Source organism: Planctomycetota bacterium, from assembly GCA_035384565.1.
Classification (GTDB): domain Bacteria; phylum Planctomycetota; class PUPC01; order DSUN01; family DSUN01; genus DAOOIT01.
On record DAOOIT010000001.1, the window covers coordinates 95,219 to 112,950 of the forward strand.

A 17,732-nucleotide genomic window follows, 5' to 3' on the forward strand; every position below is an offset into this window, starting at 1 on the left:
GCCTACAGGCTGCCCGTGCTGGCCGCATGCGCGGTGCTTCTCGCCGGCTGCGGCGCCGAGAAGAGCGCCGGGCCAGTGAAGATCACCTACTGGGAGAAGTGGACGAAGTTCGAGGGCCAGGCCTGCGCCGACATGGTGGCCGCCTTCAACCGCAAGTATCAGGGACGCATCGAGGTCGAGCGCATCACCATCAGCCAGATCGAGCGCAAACTGCTCGTGGCCATCGCCGGCGGCACACCGCCCGATGTGGCGGGCTCCTACGCCTTCTGCGTGGCGCCCTATGCCGACCGCAACGCTCTCGAGCCGCTCAGCGACCGCCTCCAGGCCGCCGGCATGTCGCGCGACGATTACGTGCCCGTCTACTGGGACCTCTGCGAGCACCGCGGCCGCATGTGGGCGCTGCCCACCACCCCCGCCACCGTGGCGCTGCACTGGAACAAGCGCCTCTTCCGCGACGCCGGCCTCGACCCCGAGAAGCCCCCGAAGACCATCGCCGAGTTGGACGCGTTGGCCGAGAAACTCACGAAGCGCGACGCCGACGGCAATCTCACCCAGGTGGGCTTCCTGCCTCAGGAGCCCGGGTGGTGGAACTGGTCCTGGCCCTTCTGGTTCGGCGGCAAGCTGTGGAACGGCCGCGACACGATCACCGCCAACGACCCCGCGAACGTGAAGGCGTTCGAGTGGATCCAGAGCTACTCGAAGAAGTACGGCGTGGACGACATCCGCCGCTTCGCCAGCGGCTTCGGCAACTTCTCGTCGCCCCAGAACGCCTTCCTCTCGGGCAAGGTGGCGATGGAGATTCAGGGCGTGTGGATGCACAACTTTATCGACATGTACGCCCCGGGGATGGAATGGGGCGCCGCCGCCTTCCCCAGCGCGGTCGAGGGCCTCGACAACGTGAGCACGGCCGATGCCGACGTCATCGTTATCCCCAAAGGCTCGCGCCACCCCGAAGAGGCCTGGGAGTTCATCAAGTTCGTCAACTCCCAGGAGGGCATGGAGATCCTGTGCATGGGCCAGCGCAAGTTCTCGCCGCTCAAGAGGGTCAGCCCCGAGTTCTGGCAGAAGCACCCGCATCCCTATATCAAACTCTTCCGCGACCTGGCCGAGAGCCCCAATGTCGTCTCGCTCGGCAAGACCGGCGTCTGGCGCGAATACCACCGCGAGCTGAACAACGCGTTCGACAAGGTGCGCTTCCTCAGCGCCGAGCCGAAGGATGCCCTTGCCGAAGTGCGCGAACGCATCCAGAAGAGCCTCGACCGCGAACGCCGCCGTCTCCTGGCACGCGGAGTGATCCAGGAGTAAGCGAAGGGGGGAGGAAGCCCTTTCTGCCAGAAAGGGCTTCCTCCCCCAATCCGCCCTCCTTCCCAAAGACTCTCGAGTTGGGCTTCAGATTTCGGCTGCCGAAATCCGAAGCCTAGTCTGAGAGTTCTTGGAGGGGGGCTTGGGGGCACCTTGTTGCAAGAAGGTGCCCCCCAAATTGCTCACTTGGTCTCGGGCGTGAGGAGTTTGAGTTTGATGTCTTTGAATTCGACGACCATGGGGCCGCCGGAGTGGATTTGGAGGGCGAAAATGCCGCTGAGGGCGCCCTTCCTCTCGTCGCGGCCTTTCACCACATCAACCGGGTTGAGCTGGTTGTCCACCAGGTCAATCGTCTGCACGCCGTTGAGGAAGTGCTGGATATGGTTGCCGCGGCACACGATGCGGTAGTGATTCCAGTCCTTCGCCTTGTAGTCTTTCGTCAGCTCCATCTTGTCGCCGAGCGAGGCCACGACTTCTTTCTTGCCATCCTCGTGGATGACCATCTTCTCGCCGACGTTCACGAGCCAGCCGCGGCCGCCCTCGTGGTAGAGGAAGCCGACCTTGCCCTTGGCGTTCTCCACCTCGGCCTGGTAGCCGGTGACGACCCAGTTGCCACGGTCCTGGCTGCGGTACTGGATGCCCGAGTTGCCGTTCTGGATGCGGAACGACACCTTCATCTCGAAGTCCCTCAGGATGCCGTCTTTCACCGCGTCGTTGCCGCGCCAGATGCAGAAGGTGTTGCGTTTGCACGGCTTCTCGGGCGTGGATTCGCCGCGGATGCAGCCGTCCCTGGCCGACCAGAAGGTCGGGTCGCCGTCCCAGCCCGTCAAGTCTTTGCCGTTGAAGATGGGCACGAAGCCCTCGTCGTCGGGCGCGTCGCCGGCCGCGGCCACCAGGCCGAAGCCGAGAACGAAAGCCAATATCGCCATCCAACACAGCTTCTCGCGCATCATAGGGTCTCCGGGAATGGGGAAGCGTCCAAAGTGGGAGGTCTTCACGGCTGGCTGCCTCCTGCCGCCTGGTCACTTCTCTTCCTTCTTCAGGACCTTGAGCTTGATGTCCTTGAACTCGACCCACATGGGCGGGCCGGCGTGAATCTGGAGGGCGAGGATGCCCTTGAGGCGGCCCTTCGTGAGGTCGGGCTTCTCGGCCTTCGGGTCGTCGAGCTGGTTGTCCACCAGGTCAATGGTCTGGATGCCGTTGAGGAAGTGCTGGATGTGGTTCCCCTGGGCCACGATGCGGTATGTGTTCCAATCCTGCGGCTTATAGCTCTTGTAGTGGTCTTTGGCCTCGGGGATCTGGCCGACGACCTCCTTCTTGCCGTCCTCGGCGATGACGACTTTCTGGCCGACGTTGACGAGGCCGCCGCGGCCGCGTTCGCCATAGAGGAAGCCGACGGCCGGGCTGTTGCACACCTCGGCCTGGTAGCCGCTCACGACCCAGTTGCCGCAGTCCACGCTGCGGTGCTGGATGCCCGAGTTGCCGCTGTGGATGCGGAAGGTGATCTTCAGCTCATAGTCCTCCAGCACGCCGCCCCTCCAGATGCAGAAGGTGTTGCCCTTGGCCGGCTTCTCCTGGGTCGTCTCGCCGTGGATGGCACCTTCCTTCACCGACCAGAGGTCAGGATTGCCGTCCCAGCCCATGAGGTCCTTGCCGTTGAAGATGGGTACGAAGCCCTCGTCGTCGGTCGCATCGCCTGCGGCGAGGGGCAGGACCAGGCCCGCCACGAACGCCAGCGCCAATGCTGCTTGCCACCTCATGCTGCGTCTCCTGAAAAGGGTGAGCCGATGGGCAACGGCCCTATCATACGCAGGGCTGCGCCTGCATTCAAGTGGCGCAGGTTTCGCGATAGACTCTGAGCGTCTCGGCTGCGGTGCGGCTCCAGGGGAAGAGCCTGGCGCGCGCGAGGCCCTTGGTTCGCAGGCTGTCGTGGAGCGCCCCGTCGTCGAGCAGACGCAGCGTGGCGTTGGCGATGGCCTCGACGTCGAGGGGGTCCACCAGCAGGGCCGCGTCGCCGGCCACCTCGGGCAGACTCGAGCAGTTCGAGGTTACGGTGGGCGTGCCGCAGGCCATGGCCTCGAGCACGGGGATGCCGAAGCCCTCGTAGAGCGAGGGGAAGAGCACGGCCCGCGCCGCCGAGTAGAGGGCGGGCAGGTCGCCATCCGCCACGTGGCCGATGCGGCGCACCTTGTCCTGAAGCCCCAGTTCCTCGATGGGCGCCAGCTCGCTCTCCCAGCCATAGCCGGGGCGGCCAACGAGCGCGAGCAGCACGTCGCACCGCCGGGCCACCTGGCCGAAGGCCTGGATGACGCGGCCGGTGTTCTTGCGGCGCGCGATGGCGCCCAGGCAGAGCAAGAAGGGCCTGTCGAGCCCGTGGGCGCGACACACGGCCGCCTGTGCCTCGGCGGGCTGGGGTGCGAAGTCGTCGGACACGCCAAGCGGCACGACGGTGATCTTGCCCGCCGCGACGCCCAGGTGCCTCACGATGTCGCTGCGCGTGCTCTCGGAGATGGCGATGATACGGTCGGCCCGCTCGACGACGTGCTGGTAGCGGCGGATCTTCATTCGGCGAAAGCGCTCGTCCGCATAGGCGTCGCTCACGAGCGCCGCCACGTCGTGGCAGGTGACGACCTTGCGGGCCGACGTCCAGCGCGGCAGCCGCGTGTCGGGGCCGTGGAAGACGTCGAGGCGGCGCATGAAGAGGGGGTTGAACGGCTCGTGAATGATCTTCGTGCGGAAGTTGGGCTTCTCGATGCGCGGGAAGTTATGGCGATAGCGGAGCCTGGAGAGGCGGTAGCAGATGGCGTACTGGTTCTCGGCGTCGAGGTCGGCCAGGCCGCGCAGCAGCCAGCGGATGTAGTTGCCGATGCCCGTTGCGCGCGTCTCAGCGGCACCCGAAGCGTCAATGGCGATCCTCATTGCGGGACGGGTCCTTCTGTCGCAGTGCCGGTGAGCGCGAGGCGCTCGAAGCGGTCGAGGAAGCTCTCCAGGCTGAACTGCTCGCGCACGCGGCGGACTCCGGCGGTGCCCATCTCCCGGCGTCGGGCCTCATCATGATACAGGGACGCCACGGCTTCTGCAATCGCGCGCGGGTCGAAGGGGTTGACGTGCAGCCCGGTCTCGCCATGCACCACGCTCTCGAGCGGCCCACCGTGGTCGGAGGCGACGACCGGCGTGCCGGAGGCCATCGCCTCGAGCGGCACCAGGCCGAACGGCTCGTCCACGGGGACATAGACCAGCAGGCGCGCCTCGCGGTAAACGCGCCGCAGCTCCGCGTCGGGCACGAAGCCGAGGAACTCGACGCGGCCGGTAAGGCCCAGCTCGGCCACTCGCCGCTCAAGGAGCGGGCGCTCGGCCCCATCGCCGACGATCCTCAATCGCGCCTGGCCGAGCCGCTCTTCGCCCGCCAGGAGGCCGAACGCCTCGATCACATTGTGCACGTTCTTCTTTCGCGTGAGCGGCGACACGGCGCAAAAGCCGACGCCGCGCTCGCAGGCCGGCTCGCGCTCGTCCGGCAGGGGAATGCCCAGGGCGCAGATCGCGGCCGCACGGCGGTACACGCGCTCGAAGGCGGCCTGTGAGAAGCGGCTGTTGACGAGCGCCTGGTCCACGGCCTGGAGGGCCGCCTGGTCCCAGGCGATGTCGCGCGCGCGCTTGCGCGCCCGGAGCGCGGCGCTGGCGCGCTCGCGCTCCACGTCGCGCCGCAGGTGCTCGTTATAACGCAGGTCCCCGCCGGCGGCGGCGAAACGGACCAGGTTCCTGTCCGTCTCCTCCCAATAGATTCTGCGGTTGGGCTCCTGGCAGTACCATACTACGCGCGGGAACCGGCGGCTCGCGCGGCGGGCGCGAGCCACCCACAGGTTCGACGGCCAGTTGTGGCAGTTCAGCACGTCGCAGTCGGCCACACGGCGCGCGAGCGAACGGCCGAACGAGTGGAGCGTGAGGCGCTTCGACCTCAGAAAAGCCAGCGGCGCGCGGAGGATTTCGACCTGAAGGCCGCGCACCTGCTCTTCGGGCCACAGTTCGGGCCGGTAGCTCGCCGTGAGCACGATGACGCGGTGCCCCCGCCGCGCGAGGCTCTGGGCCAGCCAGACCACGACATTCTCTGCCCCGCCCCGCACCGCCAGGTTCGGGTGGACCAATGCGATCTTCATGCGCCCTCGATGCGTCGAAGACAGACCGGCCGCCGGCGTCGCCAATAGGGGCTGATTCTACGCAAGGCACGCGATCTGTCAAGGCGCCGAGAGCTTGCGCCAGGCGGCCATCGAGCGGGCCAGGTGCTCGCGCGCATCGCCCCCGATGCCGTAGCACATCAGCCCGATGGGGCCGGTATAGCCCACGGCCCTCAGCTTGCTCAGAAGAGCGACGAGGTCGAACTGCCCGCGGTCAAGCGGCTGGATCAGCTTGTCCCAGCCCGCCTTGCGGTCGGCGTGGTCGGCGCCATTGAGCGTCACCACGAGCAGGTAGGGCGCCGCCTGTTTGAGGAGCGCGTCGAGGCCCGACTCGTCGCCCATCTTGAGCCAGTGGCACAGGTTGAAGTGGATGCCCACGTTCTTGCGATCGGCCTTCTTCGCCACGCGGATGGCATCCTCGACGCGTTCCAGCCAGTCGCCGGTGTGATGATAGAGGGCCACGCGCAGGCCGGAGGCGGCAGCCAGGTCGGCGATCTCCCGAACCACTTCGACCGCGTGCGGATCATTGGCCTCGGTGGACGGCGGGCAGCCCTGGAGGAGGAGGCCCAGGATGGTGTCGCGCCCCTTGAGCAGCCCGACGACTTCCTTGAGCTTCGGGTCGTAGGGGGGCTTGCCGGGCGCGACGTTGACCTGGATGTAGACCTCGAAGAGCTTCAGCCCTGCGGCGTCGAGGGTCTTCAGGCGTTCGGCCACGCCGCCGAGCCACAGGTGCGCGCAGCCGTCGAAGCCCAGCTCCTTCAGCATCGCCGCCTGCTCTTCGAGCGAGCGCTTCTTCGCGTCGTGCGTGTCCATGCACAGGACGAAGAAGGGAGAGGCCGTGCTCTTCGCAGGCGGCTCGGCGGCTCCTGCGGTGGTCAGGCAGCACACACCAGCCCACACTGCCATGAAGACTCGCATGACTGTGCCTCCAGGAGAGCCTCATGTCCTGCCAACCAGGGCCATCGTAGGCCGATGGTTGCAGGGAGTCAAACGATCTGGGCCGAGGGGCGACAGGGGGCGTTCCTCAGCGCTCGACGCCGAGGAGGCGCTGGAGGCGCTCGGGGCGCCAGTCGGGCGGCACGGCGTCGGGGTAGTGGAGGAACTGGTCGTGGGTGATCGGGGCGCCCTGGGCCGCGGCGCTCTGGTAGATGGCCTCGACCTCGCCCAGCCAGTCGAGGGCGTGGGCGGCGTCGTATGGGTACGCCTCGCGCTGGACGAGGCAGCGGATGAAGCGCTCCAGCTCCACCGCAAAGGCATTGCGCGGCTGGAGGTCGGGGTATTGCCAGTGGCTTCGCCAGTCCACCTGCCGGCCTTCGAGAATGTCGCGCCAGCGAAGGGCGGGGGCGGTCTCCTTCCATTGCACCTTGAGGCCGTTGAGGCCGAACACGATGGTGCCCTGCTCGCCCTCGACCGTGATTTCGAGCGGGCCGAACTCTGAATTGATGCGCCGGCACCAGGTCCACACCGAGTTGTTCACCACCCCGCACGTGTGCTCGCGGCGGATGGCCGCGTAGTCCTCAACGTCGCAGCGGATGAGTTCGCCCGTGTCGGCCGAGACTCGCTCGGGCACGAGCAGGCGCGCCACGGCCGAGAGCCGCTCGGTGGCGCCGAACAGCGCGGCGGAAATGTAGGCCTCGTGGCACATGTCGAGGATGATGCCGCCGCCCGCGTCGGCGAGGCGCCAGTTGAAGTCGGGGCGTTGGCCGCGGAAGGCCGGGTTGTCGCTCTTGCCGTCGCCCACCTCGTAGCCGAAGAGCATCTGGCACGAGATGGGGCGGATGAGGGGCAGCGTGGCCAGGGCCTTGCGGAAGCCGGGCGTCTGGAGCATGTCGTGCACCACGCCGCTGGCGAAATGCCGCCGCTCCAGCGCGGCCACCAGGTCGCGGCCCTCGCGGTAGTCGGCCGCGATGGGCTTCTCGCTGAAGACGCCCGCCGTCGCGGGGTCCAGCTCGTCGAGTGCGGCGAGCAGGGTGCCGTGCCGCGCGCCGGTGGCCACCGCGTTGTGATACACCTGGATGCACGGGTTGAGCCTCCTGGCCTGCTCGAATGCCTCGGGCAGCGAGGTGTGCCAGGCCTCGAGGCCGGTGGCGCGGGCGTACTCGGCCAGACGGGGCTCGTCGCGCCCCAGGCCGATGGGCACGGGCATCACCGTGTCGTCGGCCACCTGCACCCCGCCGCGCACGATGATGTCCTTGAGCGCCCGGTGAGCCACGTCGCCCATCCGCCCCGTCACGCCGTGCAGGATCACGCCCACCTTCATCTCGGCCATCGGCTTCAGTTCCTCCGTCTCCCCCTCACAGCATCGCGCGAGGCACGGGCGGAGTCAAGCATCTTGTGTCCGACGCAGCCCGGCGCTATACTGCCGCCTCACCCCGCGAAGGAAAGGAGCCTCGACGCATGGTCAAGCTCACCCGCTACGCCGGCAACCCGATCCTGAAGGCCAACCCCGCCAACCCGTGGGAGGCCCACTCCGTCTTCAATGCCGCCGCCGTGCTCAAGGACGGCAAGGTTTACCTCTTCTACCGCGCATGCGACGCCGCGTTCGGCGCGGCCTACGTTTCCAGCATCGGGCTGGCCACGAGCGACGACGGCTTCCGCTTCACGCGCGTGCCGGGGTGGGTGTACCAGGGCCAGGACCCCAGCGAGTCCCGCGGCGTGGAGGACCCGCGCATCACGCTCGTGGAGGGCAAGTACCGCATGCTCTACACCGCCTACGACGGGCGGCACCCGCGCGTGGCGATGGCCGAATCCGATGATCTGCTCCACTGGAGGCGCTACGGCATCATCCTGCCGCACCTGGACAACAAGGACTCGGCGATCTTCCCCAGCAAGATCGGTGGGCGCTACTGCATGATCCACCGCGAGCCGCCGTGCATGTGGCTCGCCTGGAGCGACGATTGCTACCGCTGGGGCGAGTTCGAGATCCTCGCCCGCCCGCGCCCCGGCACCTGGGAGCACGCCAAGATCGGCCTCTCGGGCCCCCCGATGCGCATCCCGGAAGGCTGGCTCGTCGTCTACCACGGTGTGGACGCCCAGAGCGTCTACCGCCAGAGCCTGATGCTGCTCGACGCCGAGAACCCGCGGAGGATTCTGCGGCAGCACCAGGACCCGATCATCCAGCCCGAAGCGGACTATGAGCTCTACGGCGACGTGAAGAACGTCGTCTTCTCCTGCGGCCAGGTGGTCAAGGACGACACGTTCTTCCTCTACTATGGGGGCGCCGACACGGTCATGGCCGTGGCCACCTGTCCGATGGCCGCTATTCGCGCGTGGGCGCAGGGGAACGGCTGACCGCCTGACCCAGCCCCGAAGGGACGAAAGGATCTAGCCGGCGGCGTAAGCCGCCGGAAAGCCAGGGGCCAACGGAATCTCCAGCCCCGACGGGGCGGCAGCGTCCTCATCCCCACACGAACCGCTCGTCATATGGGATGCCGTGCTTCTTCAGCAGGGCGATGAACTCCTGCCTGAAGTCGGCCTTCTGGTGATGTTGCTGCTGCCCCTGAATGTAGGCCAGCACCTTGGGCATCACGGAGGCTGAGACGCTGAAGGCCGCATAGCCCTCCTGCCAGGCGAAGGGGGCGAGAGTGGGAAACGTCTCGTGAATCCACTTCGAGGAGTTGGCCTTGATCACCCGCACCAGGTCGGCCACCGCCAGGGTAGGCGACCCCTGAAGCGCGATGTGGATGTGGTCGGGGGCGCCATTCGCGGCCAGCATCTGCCCGCCGACCTCACGGATGATGCCGCCAATGTAGGGCGCGACTCGAGCGAGGTGGTCAGGCTTGAGGTAGGACACGCGCTCCTTGGTTGCGAAGTCAAGGTGGTACAGCAGATTGGTGTAGGACATTCGGCGCTCCTTTCGCCCCGTCGGGGCTCTGTCTCCTCCTGGTCCCTTTCCGGCGGCTCACGCCGCCGGCAAGACCCTGTCGTCCCTTCGGGACTGGGCCGGCGCCTTCCCCCGACGCGTCTTCACTTACCCCTGCGAATCCTGTAGAGGGAGTAGCCCACCTCGCGCAGCGCGTCCCTCGTCTCAGGGTACGGCGTGTCGCAGCCGTCGAGGAGGCCGATCTGGTAGTTCTCCTCGTCGAGCGCGCGGCCGGTGGTCGGCTCGTCGGTGTACTTGAACCAGTGGGTGCCGACGAATTGCGGATGGCGCAGGGCGCCCTCGACGTATTCCCTGTAAGCCTTCGCCCGCTCGGCCTGGTCCTTCACGGGCACGAGGCCGGTGTGGAACATGCCGCGGTCGAGCGCGCCGAAGTGGAACTCGCCGACGATGAGCGGCACGTCGGCCCCGCCGGGGATGCGCACGTTGGCGATCGAGCGGCGATAGAAGTTGTAGCTCACCACGTCGCAAAACTTCACGGCGGCCGACACGGCCCGGTCGTTCACCCAGGCGAAGCGGCAGCCGAGGTAGAGCTGGTTGGGGGCCACCTCCTTGACGGCCTCGCGGATCACCCTGAAATAGGTCTCGGCCGTCTTCGTGTAGAAGGCGGCCAGGTCGTCACGGGCCCTGGCCTTGTCGGGCGCGCCGCGGTGGGCGAGCAGGGCGTCCCACGAGGCGTGGCTCGTGCCCCAGGCGGCGTTGAGTTTCGCGATGTCGCCGTGTTTGCCCCTCAGGTCGGCGAGGAAGACCTTCTTGGCCGCCTGGTCAGGGGGCGACTGGAGTGCGGCGATGGCGAGCGAGGTGTCGTCGCCCCAGGCGATCTCGTTGTCCACGAAGAAGCCGATGCACCAGGGGTCGCCTGCGGCCTTGCCCACCTGGGCGGCCATGGCCTTTCGGACCTCGTCGCGGAAGCTGGGGTCGAAGACATCGCGGAACTTGCCCCAGTAGCCCTGGCTGCCCTCGAGCAGCTTGCCGCCGAAATGCACCGTCGCCGTGTACGGCGTTCGCCGCATCAGGTACACGGCCGGGTCCGACCAGTTGGCGATGGTGTTCATGCCCCAACTGCGCAGGCGGCGATGGGCCATGTCGGCGATCTTCTGCTGCCAGCCGTCGCCGTACTTCCGCTTGCAGTTGGCCAGCAGGAAGCTGAAGCAGTCCACGGTCCGCCCTGCATAGTGGCCGTGAAGGGCGCGGCCTTGCGAGAAGAACTCCTTGAACTCCGGCCTGTCGCCGGGGAAGTCCTGGAACCAGGTCTGCCGTTCGTTGATGGGCGTGGAGTCGTTCTCGCGCACGCAGTCGGTGCCGTGCGACCAGAAGAGCCGGCCCTCGGGGTCCACGAGCCACCACTTGCCGTCGTGCTTCTCGACGCGGAAGAAGCCCGTGGCCTTGAGGGCGGGGCCGTCCTTCCAGCCGCCGTACTGATCCCAATCGGCGGGGCCGGGCTTCTCGGCAAGGTCCTTCAGTTCCGCGTCGAGGTGCGCCTTCAGGTCGTCGAGCGAATGGGTCTTGCCCGGCCAATCCTTGTGGATGTACTGGCCGAAGGTGTCAATGAAGGGGAAGAAGGCTTTCACTTTGTCGGGGTCCACGGGAGGCGGGACGTAGCTGCCGCCGACGCGGATGTTGTCAATCTCGAAGGCGTGGTCCTCCTTCGGGCGGGGCACGAAGACGAGGAGCTGGGTGACGTTTGCCGGGTCAATCGCGCGTTCGGGGTCGTTCGAGCCGTCGGGATAGCCGCGCATGCCGAAGAGCTTGCTGCGCATGGCGCTCACGGGCTTGCGCGCGAAGGGCACCTGGAGCGTGCCGCTTTCGCCGGGCTTGAGGTCGAGACGCCCCGTGAGGCAGTTGCGCACGCCGTCGGCGCCGGGGTTGTCCACGCGGCAGCAGACCGTGACGTCGTTCGCGCCGACGTTCTTCACATCGAGCGCGAGCCACTCGAAGGGCGAGAGGTCCCACTTGCCCTTCGGCGCCTTGAGGGTGATGCCGGGCCACTCGATGCGGCGGCCGCTGGCGATGCGAAGCGCCGAGCCCGTTTCCCTGCGGATCAACTCCACCTTCACATCGCTTGCCAGGATCGCCGTAGGGTCGAAGCCCCCACCAAAGTCGAAGAGCACCTGCTCGCCGGCGTCCGCCGCCGAGGAGGCGAGCAATGCGACGAGTGCCGCGCCACACAGCCACCAGGGGATTCCTGCCGCCATGCGAATGTCCTCCTGCGGGTTGCCCTCCCGACGTCGGTTATACACGAGCGGCGGGGCGAAGCCAAGTCGCCTTGACTTCCGGCCTGCCGGCGAGTAGAATCTGGCTCAAACGAGTCGGACGATTAAGGAGTGCGGGCCATGCCGTGTGGCGTCCAGGGCTATATCAAGGAGAACCAGGCTCTGGGCCTACGCCGACTTACACAAGTCGTTGGCGTACGCGCGCCGCGCGGGTCCTAGGGTCATCGCAACACCGAGTGCCGTCTATCACGCCCCAAGGCCCCAGCGGCCCTGGGGCGTTTTCATTATCCCCCTCCCGAGAGCTCCAGCACCTTTCGGGAGGGCAACTCGAAGGAAGAAGAACCCATGACCGACCGCGTGATCATCTTCGATACCACCCTCCGCGACGGCGAGCAATCGCCGGGCGCGAGCATGAACACGGCCGAGAAGATTGAGATCGCCCGCGCCCTGGCGGCGATGAAGGTGGACGTGATCGAGGCGGGCTTCCCGATCGCGTCGCCGGGCGATTTCGAGGCGGTGAGCCGTGTGGCGGCCGAGGTGAAGGGCGTGACCGTGGCCGGCCTGGCCCGGGCGCTCGAGAAGGACATCGTACGCGCTCACGAGGCCGTCAAGGGCGCCGAGCGGCCGCGCATCCACGTTTTCCTCGCCACCTCCAAGATTCACATGGAGCACAAGCTCAAGAAGGCCAAGGAGGAGATCGTCCGCCTCGCCGTCGAGGGGGTGAAGCTCGCGCGCAACCTCGTGGGCGACGTGGAGTTCTCGCCCGAGGACGCCTCGCGGACCGAGCCCGACTTCCTCTGCCAGGTGGTGGAGGCCGTGATCGCCGCGGGCGCGACCACCGTGAACATCCCCGACACCGTGGGCTACGCCGAGCCCGAGCAGTTCGGCGCCCTCATCGCCACGCTCCGCAACCGCGTGCCGAACATTGACCAGGCGGTCATCAGCGTCCACTGCCACAACGACCTCGGCCTCGCGGTGGCCAATTCGCTGGCCGCAGTGAAGGCGGGGGCGCGGCAGGTCGAGTGCACCATCAACGGCCTCGGCGAGCGCGCCGGCAACGCGGCCCTCGAAGAGATCGTGATGAACCTCAAGACCCGCCGCGACTACTTCGGCGTGGACACGGGGATCGTGACCCAGCGCCTCGTGCCCGCGAGCAAGCTCGTGGCCAGCCTCACCGGCATCTTCGTCCAGCGCAACAAGGCCATCGTCGGCCTCAACGCCTTCGCCCACGAGGCCGGCATCCACCAGCACGGCGTCCTCGCCGAGCGCTCGACCTATGAGATCATGCGCCCCGAGGATGTGGGGCTCCAGAAGAGCGACCTCGTGATCGGCAAACACTCGGGCCACCACGCCATCGGCGACCGCGCGCGCGACCTCGGCTACGAGCTCACCGACGAGCAGCTCGCCCAGGTGGTCGCCGAGGTCAAGGCCCTCGCCGACAAGAAGAAGCAGATCTTCGACGACGACCTCCGCACGATCATCGAAGGCATCGCCGCCGAGGCCAAGGGGCTCTTCAAGCTGGTGCGTTTCCAGATCACCAGCGGCACCGGCAGCATCGCCACGGCCGCCGTGGAACTCCAGCGTGACGACGAGGAGCCGAGCCAGGACGCCGCGACCGGCGACGGCCCTGTGGATGCCGTCTACAAGACCATTGACCGTATCACCGGAATCACCGGCCGGTTGCTCGACTACCAGATCCGCGCCGTCACCAGCGGCAAGGACGCGCTGGGCGAGGCCTCGCTCCTCTTCGAGTCGAACGGGCTGCGCGTATCGGGCCGCGCGGCCTCGACCGATATCCTCGAGGCCAGCGCCCTGGCCTACATTGTGGCCGTGAACAAAGTGGCCGCGCTCCTCCACCAGCGGAAGAGAGCCAACGGCGTCCCTGCGGCGGATGAGCACCCGTGAGCAAGACCCTGCTGTGCGTTTCGCTGACCGCGGAGACCACCGAGGAGACTCTCGCGTCGCTCCACGCGCCCACCCGCGCGTTCGACGTCGCCGAACTCCGGCTCGACTACACCCGCGAGCCGGACGTTCGGCGGCTCCTCGACGGCCGCCCCTGCCCGGTCATCGTCACCAACCGCCCCGTCCGCGAGGGCGGACGGTGGGCGGGCGATGAGGGGCGGCGGATCGCTCTCCTCGAGGAGGCCGATCGCCTGGGCGCCGACTTCGTGGACGTGGAGCTGGACGCCCTGCCCCGCTTCCGCCGGCAGGGCAAGGCGCGCCTCATCGTCTCCTACCACAACTTCGAGGAGACGCCGGCCGATATCGCAGCCATCGCCAGCCGCATCGAGCACACTGAGGCCGACATCGTGAAGATCGCCACGCAAGCGAAATCGCTGCGCGACAACCTGGCGATCTTCCGCCTGCTGCGCGCCGCTCGCAAGCCCACCATCGCCGTCACGATGGGCGAGCACGGCCATGTGAGCCGCGTGCTCGGCCCCAAGTTCGGCGCCTTCCTCGTCTTCGCTTCCCTCGAGGCCGGCCGCGAGGCCGCGCCCGGCCAGGTGCCCGTGGCCGACCTCCTCGGCCTCTACGGCTTCCGCCGCATCGGGCCGGCCACGCGCGTCTACGGCGTCATCGCCAACCCCGTCGCCCACTCGATGAGCCCGGCCATCCACAACGCCGCCTTCCAGCACGCCGGCCTCGACGCCGTCTACCTGCCGTTCCGCGTCGACTCTCCCGCCGACTTCATCCCCGCCTTCCGGGAGCTGCCCGTAGAGGGCTACAGCGTCACCATCCCGCACAAGGAGACCGTCATCCCCCTCCTCGACGAGGTGGAGCCCCTCGCCCGCCGCATCGGCGCCGTGAACACCATCGTCAGGCGCGACGGGCGCCTCTGCGGCTCGAACACCGACTGGTCGGCTGCCGTCGGGGCCGTTACGGGTGGCCTGCCCGAAGGGGATTCGCTGGCGGGGAAGTCCGTGCTGCTCCTGGGCGCGGGCGGCGCGGCGCGCGCCATGGCCTTCGGCCTCGCCGAGCGCGGCGCCCGCGTCGTCATCGCCAACCGCACCCACGAGCGCGCCGTCCGCCTCGCCGCCGAAGTGGGCTGCGCGGCGGTGCCGCTCGATGCCGCCGGCTCCGTCGCCTATGACATCCTCGTCAACGGCACCTCGCTCGGCATGCACCCGAGGGTGGACGAGACGCCTCTCGACGCCGCACGGTTGCGGCCGGGCGCGCTCGTCTTCGACAGCGTCTACAACCCGCCCGAGACCCGCCTCCTGCGCGAGGCCCGCGCCGCCGGCTGCCGCACCGTCAACGGCCTGGAGATGTTCGTCAATCAGGCCGTCGAGCAGTTCGAGCTGTGGACAGGCCTCCCCGCCCCGCGAGCCTTCATGCGCTCCGTCGTCGAATCCCGCCTCCGCCGCTGAGGGAGAACCCTAGCTTGACATCTCCGCCTCAAAGGGCTATTGATCGAGCGTGCCACTGGAATTGGCACACACGGCAGGAGTGAACAGGGATCGGGGAACAGTGATGCTCAGACGCTTCAGTGCCCGGGGCTTCAAGTCGCTCGACGATGTGACCATTGAGGTCCCCAGGCTGCTAGTGCTCTTCGGCCCCAATGCAGCGGGCAAGAGCAACTTCCTCGAGGCCCTCCAGTGCCTCTCCCGGCTGGTGACCGAGCGTACAGTCAAGGATGCTCTAACGGAGCCGATCCGCGGGTATCCAGTCGAAGCGTTCCGCATGCCTCCGGGTGGACTCCGAGACCTGATGAACCTTCAGCGGGTGTCATTCTGCCTGGGGGCTGATGTGCTGCCGAAGTCCGAACCTCGCGCGCTGAGATACAGGGTAGAGATCTCCGGTGACCCGAGAACTGGCTCCTTCGGTGTTGCCGATGAGTACCTTGCTGGCCTGCAAAGCAAGAAGGACAAGACGCTCGGAAAGCCCGTGATCGAGAGACAGGGGGACCGGTTCGTGGTGAGAGTCAGGGGAAAGCCAGCGCACCCGAAGTACGAGAGCATAGGTACCAATCACACGACTGCGTCCGTCCCGTCCTACACGGGAAGCAACTACCCACACATTGACCAGCTCCGGAGGGAGTTGGGCGCTTGGCGAACCTACTACCTAGACCCGCGAGTGGCCATGCGTGAGGCTAGGCCGCCATCAGAGGTCAACGATGTTGGGCCGTTGGGGGAGACGGTTGCGCCGTATCTCTATCGACTCAAGGTTGAGCACCCCAAGTGCTTCGAGGGCGTCCGGCGGACTCTGCGTACGCTCATTCCCTCCGTCGAAGGTGTGGATGTTGGCCTTGACAGGGACCGAGGGCATCTGGAGATCGTGGTACAGCAGAACGGCGTGCAGTACTCCACCCGCGTGATCTCCGAAGGCACGCTGCGGGTTCTCGCTCTATGCTCGCTTTGTGTGAACCCGTGGCGTCCGGCGCTGGTAGCCTTCGAAGAACCGGAGAATGGTGTGCACCCCCGTCGGCTGGACCTGATCGCGGAGATGCTTGTGTCGCTGGCCACGGAGGGTGCCACGCAGGTCGTAGTGACAACTCACTCGCCGCGGTTCTGCGACGCGGTATGGAAGCGGCGCGAACCCGGCGGGGAGGTCGCCCTTTACGCTGTCCGCAGGGAACGAGCCAGGACTGTCCTAGAACCCTTCGACCCCGCCGGCCCCCTGTTCAAGGACGTAGATGTCATGCGGGCTCTGACATCCCCAGCAGAGGACGGGGTGTTCGAGTCCCTCATCCAGAGGGGGCTGGTGGATGAGTAGGTCCGTTCAGATAGATCTCTTCTGCGAGGACCGCGCGCATGAGGAGCTGCTCAAGCATCTGATCCGTGTCATGTGCCGCCGAGAAAAAACAGATGGCAGGATCGAGGTGAGATCGGCGCGGGGCGGACACGGCAAGGCACTCGATGAACTCAGAAGCTACCAGGTTCTTGTTGAGAGAAGGGGCCTCCGACGTCCAGACCTTCTTGTGGTGGCCATTGATGCCAATTGCAGTTCCTATGCTCCCAAGGTTAGGGAGATAAGGGAGGCGATCAAACCTGACGTTTTCCCATACTGCGCAATCGCGTGTCCCGACCCCCATATCGAGCGCTGGTACACGGCGGACTCAGACGCGTTCCGCCAAGCTGTGGGCGCAACGCCCCCAGCGGCGGAACCGAGGTGCGACAAGCAGTCCCGGAACGTCCTGAAGAAGGCTCTCGCCCACGCTGTCAGGGCCGCGGGTCACCCTGCAATCCTCGGCGGCATCGAGTTCGCGGCTGAACTGGCCGAGGCGATGGACCTGTTCCGCGCCGGGAAGGCCGATGCGGCCCTGAAGCACTTCGTCGAGGAAGTGATGAGCGCGCTGCGCCAACTGAAGGGTGATTGACTCCTGGGGGGAACCGCGAGGCCGCTGAGCAGTTCGAGCTGTGGACAGGCCTCCCCGCCCCGCGCGAGATCATGCGCGAAGTGGTGGCGAGACGCCTCAGTCACTGATCGGCCCTCGCTGCTCCACCCGACCTCACTTGTTGTGGCAGGTGAGGCACAGGGCGCTGCCGTCGGACGTGATGCGCAGGAGATTACCCCCAGTGTTCTGGGAGTTGTGCACGTCGTGGCACGAGGCGCACTCGAGGTTGCCGGTATTGAACAGCAGATCCCTGGTAATCGAGCCGCCGAGAGCCGTCGTCTTGCTGCTGGGGTCGAAAAGACCCTTGTCCGCGGCGGCGAGCGCACTGTCATAGACGATGCCGATCGGGTGCGTGCCGCGCAGGTCGGTGCCGATGTGAGCGTTGCCAGTGATGAACGTCGAGCCCGTGGCGCCGCCGAAGCTGTCGAGGGCCACCGTTCCGTCATGGCAGCTCAAGCATAGCTTCGAGCCGTAATGATCGGGCTGCGTGGGCGTTGCGTCGAGGGTGGAACTGGAGTACAGAATGTAGGTCGCCGTGGTTGTCTGGTGGTTCCACAGCGGCGCAGCGGTCACCGTCGTGTCGGCGTTGTGCGGGGTGTGGCACACCTCGCAGATCTTGCCGCCCGACCAGCCCTTGCTGCTGAAATCGTGCTCCGATCCCACGATGCCGGCATGCGTCACCAGACAGAGACCGAGCATCGCAACAAACACCACCCCACGAACCCTCTGTGCCACCATGCGGCCACTCCTTTGCTGCCAACGCAGCGTGGTCCCCGCCAAGGGAATCCCAGGCCCCGGGAAGCTCAGGGAGAGAAGCCAACACGGGCGAG

General features: G+C 67.0%; 15 protein-coding genes. 6 read left to right on the forward strand and 9 right to left on the reverse strand.

Annotated elements, in window-relative coordinates:
- Positions 1-15: 15 nt before the first annotated feature.
- Positions 16-1,305, forward strand: coding sequence for an ABC transporter substrate-binding protein (locus PLE19_00280; protein ID HPD13352.1), 1,290 nt, complete (start codon positions 16-18; stop codon positions 1,303-1,305).
- 179 nt (positions 1,306-1,484) lie between these two features.
- Here the strand turns inward: PLE19_00280 and PLE19_00285 are convergent, their stop codons facing one another.
- The 6 genes from PLE19_00285 to PLE19_00310 form a co-directional block, all read right to left on the reverse strand.
- Positions 1,485-2,252, reverse strand: a complete 768-nt coding sequence (locus PLE19_00285; protein HPD13353.1) for a DUF1080 domain-containing protein — start codon at positions 2,250-2,252, stop codon at positions 1,485-1,487.
- A 72-nt stretch (positions 2,253-2,324) separates the two neighbouring features.
- The gene (locus PLE19_00290; protein ID HPD13354.1) at positions 2,325-3,062 is read right to left on the reverse strand and encodes a DUF1080 domain-containing protein; all 738 of its coding nucleotides are present in this window, start codon (positions 3,060-3,062) and stop codon (positions 2,325-2,327) included.
- 67 nt (positions 3,063-3,129) lie between these two features.
- Positions 3,130-4,221: a glycosyltransferase family 1 protein gene (locus tag PLE19_00295; GenBank protein HPD13355.1), complete on the reverse strand. Its 1,092-nt coding sequence runs from the start codon at positions 4,219-4,221 to the stop codon at positions 3,130-3,132.
- The gene (locus PLE19_00300; protein ID HPD13356.1) at positions 4,218-5,456 is read right to left on the reverse strand and encodes a glycosyltransferase family 4 protein; all 1,239 of its coding nucleotides are present in this window, start codon (positions 5,454-5,456) and stop codon (positions 4,218-4,220) included. The genes PLE19_00295 and PLE19_00300 overlap by 4 nt, the downstream gene beginning before the upstream one ends.
- Before the next feature lie 78 nt (positions 5,457-5,534).
- Positions 5,535-6,392, reverse strand: coding sequence for a TIM barrel protein (locus tag PLE19_00305; protein ID HPD13357.1), 858 nt, complete (start codon positions 6,390-6,392; stop codon positions 5,535-5,537).
- 106 nt (positions 6,393-6,498) lie between these two features.
- Positions 6,499-7,743: a Gfo/Idh/MocA family oxidoreductase gene (locus tag PLE19_00310; GenBank protein HPD13358.1), complete on the reverse strand. Its 1,245-nt coding sequence runs from the start codon at positions 7,741-7,743 to the stop codon at positions 6,499-6,501.
- Positions 7,744-7,871: 128 nt separating this feature from the next.
- On the opposite strand from PLE19_00310, the gene PLE19_00315 reads away from it, so the two are divergent.
- Positions 7,872-8,765 carry a glycosidase gene (locus tag PLE19_00315; GenBank protein HPD13359.1) on the forward strand — a complete coding sequence of 298 codons (894 nt, stop codon included), beginning with the start codon at positions 7,872-7,874 and terminating at the stop codon, positions 8,763-8,765.
- Positions 8,766-8,871: 106 nt separating this feature from the next.
- Here the strand turns inward: PLE19_00315 and tnpA are convergent, their stop codons facing one another.
- On the reverse strand, positions 8,872-9,318 hold the full coding sequence (tnpA, locus tag PLE19_00320; protein ID HPD13360.1) for an IS200/IS605 family transposase: 447 nt from the start codon (positions 9,316-9,318) through the stop codon (positions 8,872-8,874).
- Positions 9,319-9,440: 122 nt separating this feature from the next.
- Complete coding sequence (locus PLE19_00325) at positions 9,441-11,549, reverse strand: beta-agarase (protein HPD13361.1); 2,109 nt, start codon at positions 11,547-11,549, stop codon at positions 9,441-9,443.
- Between the two features lie 363 nt (positions 11,550-11,912).
- Between PLE19_00325 and PLE19_00330 the strand changes: the two genes are divergently transcribed.
- The 4 genes from PLE19_00330 (at position 11,913) to PLE19_00345 (ending at position 16,884) form a co-directional block, all read left to right on the forward strand.
- On the forward strand, positions 11,913-13,472 hold the full coding sequence (locus tag PLE19_00330; GenBank protein ID HPD13362.1) for a 2-isopropylmalate synthase: 1,560 nt from the start codon (positions 11,913-11,915) through the stop codon (positions 13,470-13,472).
- Positions 13,469-14,935 carry a shikimate dehydrogenase gene (locus tag PLE19_00335; GenBank protein ID HPD13363.1) on the forward strand — a complete coding sequence of 489 codons (1,467 nt, stop codon included), beginning with the start codon at positions 13,469-13,471 and terminating at the stop codon, positions 14,933-14,935. Before PLE19_00330 ends, PLE19_00335 begins: the two co-directional genes overlap by 4 nt.
- 103 nt (positions 14,936-15,038) lie before the next feature.
- Complete coding sequence (locus PLE19_00340; protein ID HPD13364.1) at positions 15,039-16,280, forward strand: AAA family ATPase; 1,242 nt, start codon at positions 15,039-15,041, stop codon at positions 16,278-16,280.
- Entirely contained in the window at positions 16,273-16,884 is a 612-nt protein-coding gene (locus PLE19_00345) for a hypothetical protein (protein HPD13365.1), read from the forward strand. Before PLE19_00340 ends, PLE19_00345 begins: the two co-directional genes overlap by 8 nt.
- Positions 16,885-17,016: 132 nt before the next feature.
- On the opposite strand, the gene PLE19_00350 is transcribed toward PLE19_00345, so the two are convergent.
- Entirely contained in the window at positions 17,017-17,640 is a 624-nt protein-coding gene (locus PLE19_00350; protein HPD13366.1) for a cytochrome c3 family protein, read from the reverse strand.
- Between the last annotated feature and the right edge of the window lie 92 nt (positions 17,641-17,732).